The sequence below is a fragment of the Streptococcus sp. ELY_90 genome (genome assembly GCF_058314475.1).
On the sequence record NZ_JBZFUJ010000021.1, the window covers coordinates 1 to 14,745 of the forward strand.

Here is a 14,745-nt window from a genome sequence, read left to right on the forward strand (position 1 = left end):
TTATAATCTGGTTTTTCTTTGTGAAACATGGCCTTACCTCACAAACCGTTTTCTTTTAGTATACTCCTAAACAGAGCAAAAAGCTCTTAGAAACCAATTTCTAAGAGCTTTGTCTTCAGTCTGAAGCAGCCATCGAGCTGCTTTATTTTTATTTAGAGAATTTATAATCTTTAAGAACGGTAATCGTCTTGATGACTACTTTTTCCTCAGGCTTGCCGTTTTGATCAGTCTTGACTGCTGCGATAGCATCAACTGTTTTCATTCCTTTAATAACTTGTCCAAAGACCGTATAATTGCCGTCAAGCTTTGGTGTTCCTCCATGCTTATAGGCGTTGATTATTTTTTGCGGGTAGAGCTCGGAGGAGAGCTGCTTAGCTTGGTTGGCCTTGTTTTGGACAATGTAAAATTGGCTGGCATTGGTGTGGGAACCGGCATTGGCCATAGCCAGGGCGCCTCTTAGATGATAGAGATATTTTGAACTTTCATTGGCAAAACCTTGGCCTGCATCTTTTGATTTGTCCTTGCCTTTCCAGATAGATTCGCCGCCGCTGCCGTCACCTTTAGGATCACCGCCTTGAACAACAAAATCAGCGATGATGCGGTGGAAGGTCAGGTTATTATAGTAACCGTTTTTGGCATGCGTCAGGAAATTTTCAACAGCCAAAGGAGCGTATTTAGGAAAAAGCTTAAGGGTGATATCACCTTTAGATGTCCTGATTTGGACTTTGGCTTCATTTTTAGCAACTTTTGGGGACAATTGCGGAAAACTGGCTTTGTTTAGTTTTTTCAGCTTATTTTCAGCTTTTTGCCTGGCAATGCTGTTATCAACATACTTATCTCCCTTAATAGCACGGTCCATGCTTTCACAGCCTGCCAAAAAAACGGCCACTATCAAAATGAGACTCAAAAATTTTTTCATAATTGCTCCTTGTTATTAAAAGATAAGTCTATTTTACCATAAAAACGGTCTCATCTTTGCCTTAACTCGGTAAATTTTTACAAGTAGTAATGATTTAAAAGTGAGACCTTGTGTTTTTGACACTGTCTTTGTGTTCCGATGAGGATTCTCTGGCAAATTTAGAAAAAGGGAATGGCAGTTCTTTCCCCAAACACTATAAAAATGGTATAATAACATCATGGCTAAAGCAAAGAACAAACGAAAAGGACGGAAGACACGCCGTCCGACAAAAGCAGAATTAGAAAAACAAAGAGCAATAAAACGGATGGTGGCTGTCTTTATTATAGCCCTTGTCCTCTTTTTTGCTGTTTTTAAATTAGGACGGGTCGGGATTACCGCCTATAATATGATACGTTTGCTGGTGGGGAGCCTGGCTTACCCGCTTATTTTTGCTGTTTTGATTGATCTTTTCGCAGCGAAGTGGCTGCGCAAGTATGATGGTCTGGTTGGAGGCTTTGTTGTCACCATGCTGGGCTTACTTTTGGAATGGCAGGCTTATCTTTTTTCTATGGCCGGTATGGCAGGACAAAACGTCATTAAGGCGACCCTCGGTATTGTCTTTAGCGATTTGACCAATTTTCGTGTGGCTAATTTTGCCGGCGGCGGTCTTTTAGGGGCTCTCTTTTATATGCCGGTTGCCTTTCTTTTCTCTAATATCGGATCTTTCCTGATAGGCGGTCTTTTTATTCTTTTAGGTCTCTTTCTCATGAGTCCTTGGGATGTTTATGACGTTATGGACTTTTTCAAAGGAGCCTATGTTAAATTTCAAACTAAGCGTGAGGAGCATAGGGAAAGGCGCTTTGCCCAAAAAGAAGAAGAGCGCCTTCAGGCTGAGTTAGAGGCCGCTCAAAAAGCACAGGAAATGGCTGAAGCTGACCATGGAATTAATGCGGCTATTGATTTAGAAACAGGAGAAGTTTTAGATCAAGCGCAGACGATTGACCTGGATGATTTTGACGGTCAAGTTCATAGAGAGCCTGAAATTATCGGTTATCAGCCAAATGATGAAGATGAAACTTTTGAAGAAATACCTTCTAATCAGCTGGCTGAAAATGCCGGTCCTGCACCTGAAGAGGATTATCCTGACGAGCCTTTAGAAGTTGATTTTACACCGAAAGAAAATCTTCACTACAAATTGCCTGGTATTGAACTTTTTGCCAAGGACAAGCCTAAAAATCAAAGCAAGGAGAAAAAGCTTGTTCGTGATAATATCAAGATATTGGAAGAAACTTTTGCCAGTTTTGGAATCAAGGCCAGTGTTGAACGTGCTGAAATCGGTCCTTCTGTAACCAAATATGAAGTCAAGCCGGCCGTTGGTGTCCGTGTCAATCGCATTTCCAATCTTGCAGATGACCTGGCTCTGGCCTTGGCCGCTCAGGATGTTCGTATTGAAGCACCGATTCCGGGCAAATCATTGGTCGGTATCGAAGTGCCTAACTCTGAGGTTGCGACTGTCACCTTCCGTGAACTCTGGGAGCAGGCTAAAACGTCACCTGATAAATTACTTGAAGTGCCTTTAGGTAAGGCAGTCAACGGCTCTGTCCGCTCTTTTGATCTGGCAAGGATGCCCCATATTTTGGTAGCGGGTTCAACAGGTTCCGGGAAATCAGTGGCAGTCAATGGTATTATTGCCAGCATTTTGATGAAGGCCCGCCCCGATCAAGTCAAATTTATGATGATTGACCCTAAGATGGTTGAACTGTCTGTCTACAATGATATTCCTCATTTGCTCATTCCTGTTGTGACCAATCCGCGCAAGGCCAGCAAAGCCCTGCAAAAAGTTGTCGATGAAATGGAAAATCGCTACGAACTGTTCAGCCATTTCGGCGTGCGCAATATCGCAGGCTATAATGCCAAGGTGGAAGAATTTAACCGTCACTCAGAAACCAAGCACATGCCGCTGCCGCTTTTGGTTGTTATTGTTGATGAATTGGCAGACCTTATGATGGTAGCCAGCAAAGAAGTTGAGGATGCCATCATCCGCTTAGGACAAAAGGCGCGTGCAGCCGGTATTCATATGATTCTGGCGACACAAAGGCCGTCTGTCGATGTTATTTCAGGCCTTATCAAGGCTAATGTTCCCAGCCGAATTGCTTTTGCAGTCTCAAGCGGGACAGACAGCCGGACCATTTTGGATGAAAACGGTGCTGAGAAACTTCTTGGCCGCGGCGATATGCTCTTTAAACCGATTGATGAAAATCATCCGGTTCGCTTACAAGGCTCCTTTATTTCAGACGATGATGTCGAACGCATTGTCTCCTTTATCAAAGAACAGGCTGGTGCGGACTACGATGACAGCTTTGATCCGGGAGAAGTCTCTGAAAATGAAGGGTCTGACAGCAATGGCGGTGCTTCTGAAGGAGATCCGCTCTTTGAAGAAGCTAAAGCCCTAGTTTTAGAAACGCAAAAAGCCAGTGCATCGATGCTGCAGCGCAGGCTCTCAGTCGGATTTAACCGAGCTACCCGCCTTATGGAAGAATTAGAAGAAGCAGGAGTCATCGGCCCGGCTGAAGGCACCAAGCCGCGCAAGGTCCTGCAAAGCAATTAAATACATACAAAACGAGTCTGAAGCAAATAATGCTTCAGACTCATTTCATATATGCTGCGCTGTCACTTAGCCACAAAAGCAGCAATAACAGTTGCTAAGTAAAAGAAGAAAGTCAAAATGAAACCGGCCCGCCAAAAAAATTTGAAAAAGCGCCTGAAAGAAAAAGCCTTTCTTCTTCTGAGCTGCCGAATAGCCAAGGTGAGAGCAAGAATGGACATGGCCAGCAAATAATGCGGCAGAAAACTGTGGGTATAAAACTTAGCCGATACCAGAACAATTTCTGCTGCAAAAAGCGGCAGCGCAAGGTCCGCAAGATTCAGACCAAAGCGCCTCAGACGAAAGGTAGAAACAATGATATAAGAAAATATTAGGGTAAGAAAAATAAAGGCCACAGCCATAAATTTGTACATAATCATAATCATATTTTATAACGATTTTAGAAGAAAGTAAACGCCTATTTTATCGGGGAGGCAGTTATTGGGCAGAAAAGAAAATGTCTGTTTAAATAACTTGATTTTTATCTAAAAAAGTGTATAATAGACGAGTATGCTGTAACAGCATATTTGTGGGAGGTAAAAATCTTTTAATTACCGAAAGAACCACAACAGGAGGATTTTATAATGGCTAAAAAAGTCGAAAATGTCGTAAAACTTCAAATTCCTGCCGGTAAAGCAACACCAGCTCCGCCAGTCGGACCAGCACTTGGTCAAGCAGGAATCAACATCATGGGATTCACGAAAGAATTTAACGCTCGTACAGCTGATCAAGCTGGTATGATTATCCCGGTTGTTATCTCAGTTTATGAAGACAAATCATTTGATTTCGTCACTAAAACACCGCCGGCTGCTGTTCTTTTGAAAAAAGCTGCAGGTGTTGACAAAGGTTCCGGCGAACCTAATAAAACTAAAGTTGCTTCAGTAACGCGTGCGCAAGTACAAGAAATCGCTGAAACAAAACTGCCAGATTTGAACGCTGCAAACATTGAGTCTGCAATGCGTATGATCGAAGGTACTGCTCGTTCTATGGGATTCACTGTTACTGACTAATTGTAACCGATCCTATTGCCCGCATGCTTGATCATATGTTGACGAGTGACGTGGGAGATGAAAATCGATATGACCACATTACAAGGAGAAGATAAAATGGCTAAAAAAAGCAAACAATTACGTGCTACTCTCGAAAAAATCGACAGCACAAAAGCTTACAGCGTTGAAGAAGCTGTAGCACTCGCAAAAGAAACGAACTTCGCAAAATTTGACGCAACTGTAGAAGTTGCTTACAATCTTAACATTGATGTTAAAAAAGCTGACCAGCAAATCCGCGGTGCCATGGTTCTGCCAAACGGTACCGGCAAAACACAGCGCGTGCTTGTTTTTGCCCGCGGCGCTAAAGCTGAAGAAGCTAAAGAAGCTGGTGCAGATTTCGTTGGTGAGGATGACCTTGTTCAAAAAATCAACGGCGGCTGGTTAGATTTTGATGTTGTTATTGCAACACCTGATATGATGGCAGTTGTTGGACGTCTCGGACGTATCCTCGGCCCTCGTAACCTCATGCCAAATCCTAAAACCGGTACAGTAACCATGGATGTTGCTAAAGCGGTTGAAGAATCTAAAGGCGGCAAAATCACTTACCGTGCTGACAAAGCAGGTAACGTACAAGCAATTATCGGTAAAGTATCATTTGATACGGACAAGTTGGTTGAAAACTTCAAAGCCTTTAACGATGTGATTGTTAAGGCAAAACCTTCTACTGCAAAAGGTACTTATATTACAAACCTTGCTTTGACAACAACTCAAGGTCCCGGTATCAAAGTTGATGCTGGTTCATTATAAGAGAATCAAAAGACTGGAAAATGTTATTTCCGGTCTTTTTGTTTAGCAGACTGATTCAGGGCTGTATAAAAAAGAAAGCAAGCAGGAAAGTACTTAAAGCTATGTTCTGACTTTTTATCTGATAGCATAGAAAATCAGCAAGACCTGCCAGTCTTTTTGAACTTTCCTGCTTTCAGACAGAAAAGATACTATAAATTTTAAAGGAAGTATGGTAAAATATTAGGGATAAAATAAGGAGTACAGATGATGGTAAAACCTAAATATAATCGTGTATTGATTAAACTTTCCGGAGAAGCCTTAGCTGGAGAAAAAGGAGTTGGCATCCATATTCCGACTGTTCAAGCCATTGCTCAGGAAATCAAAGAAGTTCATGATTCAGGTGTTGAGATTGCTCTGGTTATCGGCGGCGGCAACCTCTGGAGAGGCGAACCTGCTTCTGAAGCCGGTATGGATCGTGTTCAGGCTGATTATACGGGGATGCTGGGGACAGTTATGAACGCCCTTGTTATGGCAGATGCACTTCAGCATGTAGGTGTGGATACACGTGTTCAGACAGCCATTGCCATGCAGCAGGTCGCAGAGCCCTATATCAGAGGCCGGGCTCTTCGCCATTTGGAAAAAGGCCGTATTGTTATCTTTGCAGCAGGTGTTGGTTCCCCTTACTTCTCAACAGATACAACTTCTGCCCTAAGAGCTGCCGAAATTGATGCGGATGCCATTCTTATGGCTAAAAATGGCGTTGACGGGGTTTACAATGATGATCCCCGTAAGAATGCTGACGCCATCAAATTCAATGAGCTGACCCATATGGAAGTCCTTAAACGCGGGCTGAAAATCATGGATTCAACAGCCAGCTCGCTGTCAATGGATAATGATATTGATTTAGTTGTTTTCAATCTTAATGAGGCAGGCAATATCAAACGTGTCATCTTTGGCGAACAAATTGGAACAACTGTCACAAGCAAAATTTCTGACTCAGAATAACTGAATACGGCTACGACACTGTGCAAAAAGATAGTTTCTCCTAGCGTCCTGTGACGCTTCGTCGAACCTCTTATTTTGCTTTGTGTCGCTGACGCCTTAGTATCTTAGTAATTGAACACGGGCTAAAATCCTAGTAAAAAAGATAAGCGTCCTAGTGTCTTAGCGACACAGTGTCCGTTTCCTATTTTATACGGATTTCTTTACGCCCTTAGTATCTTAATATAAGGAGAATATAAATGGCAAATGCTATTGTAGAAAAAGCAAAAGAAAGATTTGAACAATCCCACCAGTCACTTGCACGTGAATTTGGCAGTATCCGTGCCGGCCGTGCCAATGCCAGCCTTTTAGACCGCATTGAGGTAGAATACTACGGTGCTCCGACACCTCTAAACCAGCTGGCGTCAATCACTGTTCCGGAAGCGCGTGTTCTTTTGGTATCACCTTTTGATAAATCATCGCTGAAAGACATTGAACATGCCATCAATGCTTCAGATATCGGGATCAATCCGGCAAATGACGGCTCTGTTATCCGTTTGGTTATTCCGGCTTTGACTGAGGAAACGCGCCGCGATCTTGCCAAGGAAGTAAAAAAAGTCGGTGAAAATGCTAAAATCGCTATCCGCAATATTCGCCGTGATGCCATGGATGAAGCTAAAAAGGCAGAAAAAAGCAAAGATATCACTGAAGATGAATTAAAATCTTTGGAAAAAGATATTCAAAAAGCAACAGATGACGCTGTCAAGCACATTGATGACATGACAGCAAACAAGGAAAAGGAGCTGCTTGAAGTTTAAGACTGACAGATCTGTCAGCCATACCGGCTGTGTTCTCCTTGTTTTAAGTCTCTTAAACAATAACAACCACGATACGGGGCAGGTGACACATCAAAACAGTTTTAGCTTTTGATCATGTTCCTGCTCTTATCTTTTACTAAAAAGAAATAGGAATGATATGAATGAATTATTGGCAACTGTTATCACAGGCATGATAACGGATGAAAATGCTGCCTTTTACTTTATCCAGAAAGATGGCGTAACATTTGCACTTAGTAAAGAAGAAGGTTCTCATAAGATTGGTGACATGGTAAGCGGCTTTGCCTATGCAGATCTGCACCAAAAAAACCGTCTGACGACCCTTATTCCAGCGGTGAGCCGAACGTCTTACGGCTGGGGTGTGGTGACGGATGTCCGCCGTGATCTTGGAGTATTTGTAGATACAGGGATTCCTGATAAGGAAATTGTGGTTTCTTTAGATCTTTTGCCGGAATTGAAAGAATTGTGGCCTAAAAAAGGGGATAAATTGTACATTAAACTGGATGTAGACAGAAAAGGCCGCATCTGGGGCATTCCTGCTGAACCGGCTGTTTTTCAGAAATTGGCTGGTCCGGCTTATGATAATATGCAAAATCAAGATTTGCGGGCTATTGTCTACCGTCTCAAGCTGTCTGGAACTTTTGTCTACCTGCCGGATAATAACATGCTGGGCTTTATTCATCCCAGTGAGCGCTATGCAGAACCTCGTCTGGGCGAAGAAGTGACAGCGCGTGTCATTGGCTTTCGTCAAGCTGACCGCACGCTCAACCTTTCCTTGAAACCACGTTCCTTTGAGATGTTGGAAAATGACAGTCAGATGATTCTGACTTATCTGCAGACTAACGGCGGATTTATGACGCTTAACGATAAATCCTCCCCTGCGGATATCAAGGCGACCTTCGGCATTTCCAAAGGCCAATTCAAAAAAGCCCTTGGCGGATTGATGAAGGCTAAGAAAATCAAGCAGGATCAGTCGGGCACAGAATTGATTGATAAATAAAGGATATCTCAGATTTTCTGGGATTTTTTGCCAGAATGACGGATAAAGAAAAAGATTGGATATTTTCCAATCTCTTTCTTTATTTGGGCACGATGGCTGTAATCGCATGGGGATGGACTGTGACAGTGACGGGAAGGCGTGAGCCGGTATCTCCATCAATACGAACAATAGGATTCTTAGCGCGTGACTTGCGACGATTGATGATATGCAATTCTCCTGTCCGAAAATGGTCCCAATGACGGTACTGATTAAACTGTCCTCTGCGGATGAAGAAGAACCACAGGAAACGCAGAAAATGAAGCTTTTTCAAGGAATACACGCTAAAGAGGCCGTCATCGGTATGTTCATGAGGAGTAAAACTTTGCTGACCTGCAACGGTATTGCTCATGGTAATGAGGAGCAGTTTGGTCTTGATTTTTTGCTGCTGCCTGTCATGCTGCAAGATAAGTTTGTAGCTGCGCTGGCGGAACCAGATTTTTCGACCGGCCTTGATAAAGGCCAATGGACCTAATTTTCGCTTATCCTCTGATGTTACCCCCAAAGCCGTATCGGCCATAAGGCCGAGTGTTAAGCTGGATACCATGTAATCATCATTGACTTGGGCAATATCGAAGGCTTTTTCTTGTCCCTGAAGCAGATTGCTGAGGGCGGAAGGAAGGTCCAGGGGTACTTTGAGAGATTTAGCCAGATTGTTCACCGTACCAGATGGAATGATGCAAGCCGTGAGTAGCCGCCACCTTCAAATATACCTGCACAGATCAAGTTGATGGTGCCGTCTCCTCCTAAAGGAATGATGAGATCCGCCTTATTTTGGCAGGCTTCTTTGGCAAACTGCCGCGCCTCATCTGGACTTTGGGGAGAAAGAACAGTGATGGACTCAATGCCGGCTTCCTTTTTAAAAAAACTTTGAATCTCATGGATGAGGCTGTCTTTGCTCTCTTTCCCAGATTTTTGGTTGACAATGGTGATAATATTTTGCATAGAGCCTCCTTCAATAATCAGTGTTATTATAACACAGTTTTTGCTATTCAGTTTTATCAGAGCTTTGCTGATAAGAAGTCAAGATCGGACATTTTTGCTGTTTTCTGCTAGAATAAGACAAAGATAAAGAGAAGAAAAAGGAGAAGTAATGAGAAAATCGTTTTACACATGGCTGATGACGCAGCGCAATTCGAAAAGTCAGGAGCCTGCTGCTGTTTTGGCAGATTTGGTCTTTGAGGATACAACCTTTCCCAAACATACGGACAGTTTCGAAAAAGTCAGCCGGTATCTGGAAGATGAGGCCAATTTTTCCTTTAATCTGAGTGAATTTGACAATATTTGGGAAGATTATCTGTCACATTAAAAGTCACGCGGCCGGCGTGATTTTTTGATATAATAATATCAAATGCAAGAAGAAACAAGGCTGCATGCCATTGTCTGCCGGTTTAGGCTGAAAAGAGCAATTTGGCATGTTTTGCTTAAAAAATATGATAAAGGAGCCGCTTTTGCAAGATTATTCTGTTGATATTAGCTTAAACCATCCCGATGATATGATGAGTCTTTTTGGATCCAATGAACGCCATCTAAAACTTATCGAAGAGCACCTCGGTGTTATTATTCATGCCAGAACAGAGCGGGTACAAATCCTCGGAGACAGTGAGGAGGCAGTCAATACAGCCCGCCTGACTATTGAAGCGCTGCTTGTTTTAGTTGGCCGGGGGATGATTATCAATACGTCAGACGTTGTAACAGCCCTTTCCATGGCGCAAAACGGCAGTATTGATAAATTTGTAGCTCTCTATGAAGAGGAAATTATCAAGGATTCTTATGGCAAGCCCATCCGTGTGAAAACACTGGGACAGAAAGTTTATGTGGACAGTGTTAAAAATCACGATATTGTTTTTGGCATCGGTCCTGCCGGGACAGGGAAAACCTTTTTGGCGGTGACGCTGGCCATAACAGCTCTGAAAAGAGGACAGGTCAAGCGGATTATTTTAACACGGCCGGCTGTTGAGGCCGGTGAAAGCCTTGGTTTTTTGCCGGGGGATTTAAGGGAAAAGGTTGATCCTTACCTGCGTCCGGTTTATGATGCTCTTTACCGGATTTTGGGTAAGGAGCAGACGGCGCGTCTGATGGAGCGTGAGATTATTGAAATCGCACCTTTAGCTTATATGCGCGGTCGCACGCTTGATGATGCCTTTGTTATTCTTGATGAAGCGCAAAATACTACCATCATGCAGATGAAAATGTTTCTGACCCGCCTTGGCTTTAACTCTAAGATGATTGTCAACGGGGATATCAGCCAGATCGACCTGCCTAAAAATGTTAAATCAGGCTTGGTTGATGCTGCTGAAAAGCTGAAAAAGATTAAACAGATTGATTTTGTCTATCTGTCTGCCAAAGATGTGGTCAGACACCCTGTAGTGGCTGATATTATCAATGCTTATGAAAACGCATCGGATAAGAAGCACAGCCATTTTCCAAAAGAAGAAAAATCAGGCTTAGCTGCTTACGAGACCACTGGCGAGCCGACCAAGGAGACGGAAGATGATGATTGAGGATTTGTCTGGGGATTTCAGCTGTCGAATGCTGACAGAAGCGGATTTGCCGGCTATCCTGGCCTTATACAAAAGCAATCCCCAGTATTTTCACTACTGTCCGCCCGAGCCGAGTTTGAAAAGCGTGAGAGAAGATATGCAGCAATTGCCCAATGGAAAGTCTCGTTCAGACAAGTTTTTCCTTGGCTTTTGGAAAAAGCAGGACTTGGTGGCTGTCATGGATTTTGTCTTGGCTTATCCTGATGAGAAGACGATATTTATTGGCCTGTTTATGGTTGATCAAGCTTATCAGGGAACAGGCATTGGCAGTCAGCTCATCACAGAAGCGCTAAGCCGTTTTTCAAAAACCTTTCAAAAGGCACGCTTGGCTTATGTCAAAGGGAATCCTCAGTCACAGGGATTTTGGGAGAAACAAGGCTTTAAGGCTGTAGGAGCCGAGATTAAGCAGGAGCAGTATACGGTTGTTCCTATGGAGAAATGGTTAAATTAATCAGTAAAGATACGGTTAAAAAATTATTAAGCAGGAATCTGAAGGTGATAGTAACTAATGAAAGCAGTGATTTTTGATGTTGACGATACTCTTTATGACCAAATTCAGCCTTTTAAAAAGGCGGTGAAAAGGCATTTAGAGCTGGCAGAAACGTTGCTGGAGCCGGTCTATATTGCCAGCAGAAAATACTCGGATGAAGCTTTTGAAGCTGTTAATACAGGGGAGATGACACTGGAAGCCAGCCATATCTATCGTTTGCAAAGGGCGCTGGCTGATTTTGGTGTAAAAATATCAGATCAAGAAGCTTTGATGGTTCAAACAGACTATAGTTTCTATCAGGGTCAGCTGACGCTTTCGCCGGAGTTCGAAGAAGTATTTGCCTACTGCCGGCAGGCGGGTATTGTTATGGGGGTTATTACCAATGGCCCTCATCAGCACCAGCTCAAAAAGATTAAAAGTTTGGACCTTTTTCGCTGGATTCCAAAGGAGAATGTTCTTATTTCAGGAGAAGTCGGACTTGCCAAACCATCGCGGGAAATCTTTGATTTATTAGCTGAGAAACTGCAGCTGTCATCAGCTGATATTTACTATGTGGGGGATTCTTTTGAAAATGATGTTGTCGGCTGCCATAATGCCGGCTGGAAGTCTATCTGGCTCAACCACAGAAACCACCTGCCATCACAAACAGAAGTTCATGCTGATTATACCCTGCGGCATCGCTCTGAGCTGCTGCCGCTGTTAAAGACAATTAGACAGTAACCTCTAATTGCTGCATCAAACCTGCGAACCGCAAAGAAATCAGAAGAGGTCGGACAAAAAATCCAACTTCCCCAATTAGAGTTTTCATTAGGCAGACAGTACGATGAATCACTGTGGAATAGCAGTTTCGGTCACATTTTACGCTCTTGTTCCAACCCAATTTGACGTCAAATTTCGTTTGACTTTATCTGCTGCCTCAAAAGGTTCACCGAATCTTTTGAGCTGTGGGGGCGGGAAGACGAGGTCTTTTGCTGTTTGTTGAGCTCTTTCCCACTCCCTTTCTTTAGAAAGTAAGGGCTTTATGGTATAATAGAGTGATAAGTTTAGAAGAGCAGGAAGGATAAGGCTGGTTTGTATGCAAAAGCAGGCACAACTGAATGCTTGAAATTTAGATAAATTAGCGTAAGCTTTAATCGCCATTGTGGACAAGTTTTTAACTTGTCCGTGGAGCTGCAGCCTGACGGTCTGGCTAGTTAGGTGTGAGTGTCTGAATTTCTGCTGCAAGAGGCCTTTTGACATGAGATATGTATATTGAAATGATTGATGAGACCGGTAAGGTTCCAGAAAATATCAAAAAGCAGACAATGGATATTTTGGAATTTGCTGCCGAAAAGACAGGTAAAGAAGACAAGGAAATGGCCGTCACGTTTGTCAGCAACAAGCGCAGCCATGAGCTCAATCTCCTCTACCGTGAGACGGATCGGCCTACTGATGTTATCAGTCTCGAATACAAACCCGAGTCTGACCTTAGCTTTGATGACGAAGATTTAGCGGAAAATCCCGAATTGGCGCAGATGCTGGCGGAGTTTGACTCTTATATCGGCGAATTATTTATTTCGATTGATAAGGCCAGAGAGCAGGCTGAAGAATACGGCCACAGCTTTGAGCGTGAGATGGGTTTTTTAGCGGTACATGGCTTTTTACATATCAATGGTTATGACCATTACACTCCCCAAGAAGAAGAAGAGATGTTCAGCTTACAGGAAGAGATATTGAATGCCTATGGACTTAAGAGATAATAAACAAAGCCAAAAAAAATGGAAAAACAGAACCCTGACTTCCAGCCTTGAATTTGCTCTGACAGGTATTCTTACAGCTGTCAAAGAAGAGCGCAATATGAAAAAGCATGCGGTGTCAGCTGTTTTAGCTGTTATTGCAGGCTTTGTTTTTAAGGTGTCCGTCATCGAATGGCTTTTTCTTTTACTGAGTATTTTTTTGGTCATTACCTTTGAAATTGTTAATTCAGCTATTGAAAATGTCGTAGATTTAGCCAGTGACTATCACTTTTCCATGCTGGCTAAAAATGCTAAGGATATGGCTGCCGGTGCTGTTTTGATGATTTCGGGCTTTGCTGCTTTGACCGGTTTGATTATTTTTGTACCGAAGATTATTGATTTGATTTTTGGCTAATGGCAGTGCCTATAAACTGCAGCATGAGCATGCAGTTACCTTTAAACTGAGCTGACCGTGCAGCTCAAATGATTAGAAAAAGTAGAAAAGAAAGGAAGGGACGTATTGGTGTTCTAAAAGGACACGGTTTGAAAAGTGGGGAAAAGCCAACCGTGGGAAATCTTGATTTCTTGGCCGTTGTTCCTTTTTATTTTACTTTTTGCGTTCTTAGTATCTTATGTTTAAATCAGGTTTTGTGGCTATTTTAGGCCGCCCTAATGTTGGTAAATCAACCTTTCTCAATCATGTCATGGGACAGAAAATCGCCATCATGAGTGATAAAGCGCAGACGACGCGCAATAAAATTATGGGAATCTATACAACAGACGAAGAGCAAATCGTCTTTATTGATACACCAGGGATTCACAAGCCTAAAACGGCTTTGGGAGATTTTATGGTGGAATCTGCCTACTCAACTCTACGCGAAGTAGAAACGGTGCTCTTTATGGTGCCGGCCGATGAAAAGCGCGGCAAGGGCGATGATATGATTATGAAGCGCCTCAAGGCCGCCAAGATTCCTGTCATTCTGGTCATCAATAAAATTGATAAGGTTCACCCTGACCAGCTTTTAGAGCAGATTGATGATTTTCGTTCGCAGATGGATTTCAAGGAAATTGTGCCTATCTCTGCTTTGCAGGGCAATAATGTGGAAACCTTGATGACCATTCTCAAGGACAATCTGGAAGAAGGCTTCCAGTATTTCCCTGAGGATCAAATTACTGATCACCCGGAACGTTTTTTGGTCTCTGAGATGATTCGCGAGAAAATTCTCAAGCTGACCGAACAAGAAGTACCCCACTCGGTTGCTGTGGTTATCGAATCTATGAAACGCGACGAAGAAACGGATAAGGTTCACATTCGTGCGACAATCATGGTGGAGCGAGACAGTCAAAAAGGCATCATTATCGGCAAAAAAGGAGCCATGCTCAAAAAAATCGGCAAGATGGCACGCCGCGACATTGAACTCATGCTGGGTGACAAGGTTTACCTTGAAACTTGGGTCAAGGTCAAGAAAAACTGGCGCGATAAGAAGCTGGACTTGGCTGACTTCGGATACAATAAGAAGGAATACTAAATAGAAGCTGCCTAAAAAGTAAAAAACGTTTTGTTGAAACTAAGGACACGGCATCTATAGCTGTGATAAATTGTCGTTCATCCTATTTCCAACCTCAAAAAGTTCCATAAAGTCTGGATGAGTTATGTTTCAGTCAGAGATTTTCACTGAAGCGAGTTGCTTTTTTGTATTGTATAAAAAGACAAACTATAAGAAAAGTCAATAGTTTTAGATGAATTTATATTTTGTTCCCATTATGAGTTTGAGAGTACACTAAAAAGCCTCTGAAACGCCTCATTTTTTCAAAGGTTAGGATAAG

At 42.8% G+C, this 14,745-nt stretch carries 17 protein-coding genes; 13 read left to right on the plus strand and 4 right to left on the minus strand.

Features of this window, described 5'->3' with window-relative positions; all coding sequences use genetic code 11:
- Positions 1-148 precede the first annotated feature (148 nt).
- Positions 149-919 carry a peptidylprolyl isomerase gene (locus AC4HAF_RS09780; RefSeq protein WP_491097607.1) on the minus strand — a complete coding sequence of 257 codons (771 nt, stop codon included), beginning with the start codon at positions 917-919 and terminating at the stop codon, positions 149-151.
- Between the two features lie 217 nt (positions 920-1,136).
- On the opposite strand from AC4HAF_RS09780, the gene AC4HAF_RS09785 reads away from it, so the two are divergent.
- Complete coding sequence (locus AC4HAF_RS09785) at positions 1,137-3,506, plus strand: DNA translocase FtsK (protein WP_491097608.1); 2,370 nt, start codon at positions 1,137-1,139, stop codon at positions 3,504-3,506.
- Positions 3,507-3,568: 62 nt separating this feature from the next.
- On the opposite strand, the gene AC4HAF_RS09790 is transcribed toward AC4HAF_RS09785, so the two are convergent.
- Positions 3,569-3,922, minus strand: coding sequence for a DUF3397 family protein (locus AC4HAF_RS09790; RefSeq protein WP_491090985.1), 354 nt, complete (start codon positions 3,920-3,922; stop codon positions 3,569-3,571).
- 204 nt (positions 3,923-4,126) lie between these two features.
- On the opposite strand from AC4HAF_RS09790, the gene rplK reads away from it, so the two are divergent.
- From rplK to AC4HAF_RS09815, 5 genes are all read left to right on the plus strand, one after another.
- Positions 4,127-4,552: a 50S ribosomal protein L11 gene (gene rplK / locus AC4HAF_RS09795; protein WP_491090984.1), complete on the plus strand. Its 426-nt coding sequence runs from the start codon at positions 4,127-4,129 to the stop codon at positions 4,550-4,552.
- A 96-nt stretch (positions 4,553-4,648) separates the two neighbouring features.
- Positions 4,649-5,338, plus strand: a complete 690-nt coding sequence (gene rplA / locus AC4HAF_RS09800) for a 50S ribosomal protein L1 (protein WP_491097618.1) — start codon at positions 4,649-4,651, stop codon at positions 5,336-5,338.
- A 246-nt stretch (positions 5,339-5,584) separates the two neighbouring features.
- Positions 5,585-6,322: a UMP kinase gene (pyrH, locus tag AC4HAF_RS09805; protein ID WP_075346575.1), complete on the plus strand. Its 738-nt coding sequence runs from the start codon at positions 5,585-5,587 to the stop codon at positions 6,320-6,322.
- 236 nt (positions 6,323-6,558) lie between these two features.
- Positions 6,559-7,116, plus strand: a complete 558-nt coding sequence (gene frr / locus AC4HAF_RS09810) for a ribosome recycling factor (protein ID WP_491097609.1) — start codon at positions 6,559-6,561, stop codon at positions 7,114-7,116.
- 157 nt (positions 7,117-7,273) lie between these two features.
- Complete coding sequence (locus tag AC4HAF_RS09815) at positions 7,274-8,134, plus strand: CvfB family protein (RefSeq protein ID WP_491097610.1); 861 nt, start codon at positions 7,274-7,276, stop codon at positions 8,132-8,134.
- A gap of 79 nt (positions 8,135-8,213) precedes the next feature.
- Here the strand turns inward: AC4HAF_RS09815 and AC4HAF_RS09820 are convergent, their stop codons facing one another.
- Positions 8,214-8,831, minus strand: coding sequence for a diacylglycerol/lipid kinase family protein (locus AC4HAF_RS09820; protein ID WP_491097611.1), 618 nt, complete (start codon positions 8,829-8,831; stop codon positions 8,214-8,216).
- Positions 8,828-9,115, minus strand: coding sequence for an acylglycerol kinase family protein (locus tag AC4HAF_RS09825; RefSeq protein ID WP_491097612.1), 288 nt, complete (start codon positions 9,113-9,115; stop codon positions 8,828-8,830). Before AC4HAF_RS09825 ends, AC4HAF_RS09820 begins: the two co-directional genes overlap by 4 nt.
- 148 nt (positions 9,116-9,263) lie before the next feature.
- Between AC4HAF_RS09825 and AC4HAF_RS09830 the strand changes: the two genes are divergently transcribed.
- The 7 genes from AC4HAF_RS09830 to era all read left to right on the plus strand — a co-directional run bounded on the left by AC4HAF_RS09830 (position 9,264) and on the right by era (position 14,447).
- Positions 9,264-9,479, plus strand: a complete 216-nt coding sequence (locus tag AC4HAF_RS09830) for a YozE family protein (RefSeq protein WP_491097613.1) — start codon at positions 9,264-9,266, stop codon at positions 9,477-9,479.
- Between the two features lie 142 nt (positions 9,480-9,621).
- Positions 9,622-10,674, plus strand: a complete 1,053-nt coding sequence (locus AC4HAF_RS09835) for a PhoH family protein (RefSeq protein ID WP_491097614.1) — start codon at positions 9,622-9,624, stop codon at positions 10,672-10,674.
- Positions 10,667-11,164, plus strand: coding sequence for a GNAT family N-acetyltransferase (locus tag AC4HAF_RS09840; protein ID WP_491097619.1), 498 nt, complete (start codon positions 10,667-10,669; stop codon positions 11,162-11,164). Before AC4HAF_RS09835 ends, AC4HAF_RS09840 begins: the two co-directional genes overlap by 8 nt.
- A gap of 57 nt (positions 11,165-11,221) precedes the next feature.
- The gene (locus tag AC4HAF_RS09845) at positions 11,222-11,923 is read left to right on the plus strand and encodes an HAD family hydrolase (RefSeq protein WP_491097615.1); all 702 of its coding nucleotides are present in this window, start codon (positions 11,222-11,224) and stop codon (positions 11,921-11,923) included.
- Between the two features lie 524 nt (positions 11,924-12,447).
- Positions 12,448-12,942 carry an rRNA maturation RNase YbeY gene (gene ybeY, locus AC4HAF_RS09850; RefSeq protein WP_491097616.1) on the plus strand — a complete coding sequence of 165 codons (495 nt, stop codon included), beginning with the start codon at positions 12,448-12,450 and terminating at the stop codon, positions 12,940-12,942.
- Positions 12,926-13,333 (plus strand): diacylglycerol kinase, encoded by a 408-nt coding sequence (dagK, locus tag AC4HAF_RS09855; RefSeq protein ID WP_027976511.1) that lies wholly within the window; start codon positions 12,926-12,928, stop codon positions 13,331-13,333. The genes ybeY and dagK overlap by 17 nt, the downstream gene beginning before the upstream one ends.
- A 217-nt stretch (positions 13,334-13,550) precedes the next feature.
- Positions 13,551-14,447, plus strand: coding sequence for a GTPase Era (gene era / locus AC4HAF_RS09860; protein WP_491097617.1), 897 nt, complete (start codon positions 13,551-13,553; stop codon positions 14,445-14,447).
- Positions 14,448-14,745 lie beyond the last annotated feature (298 nt).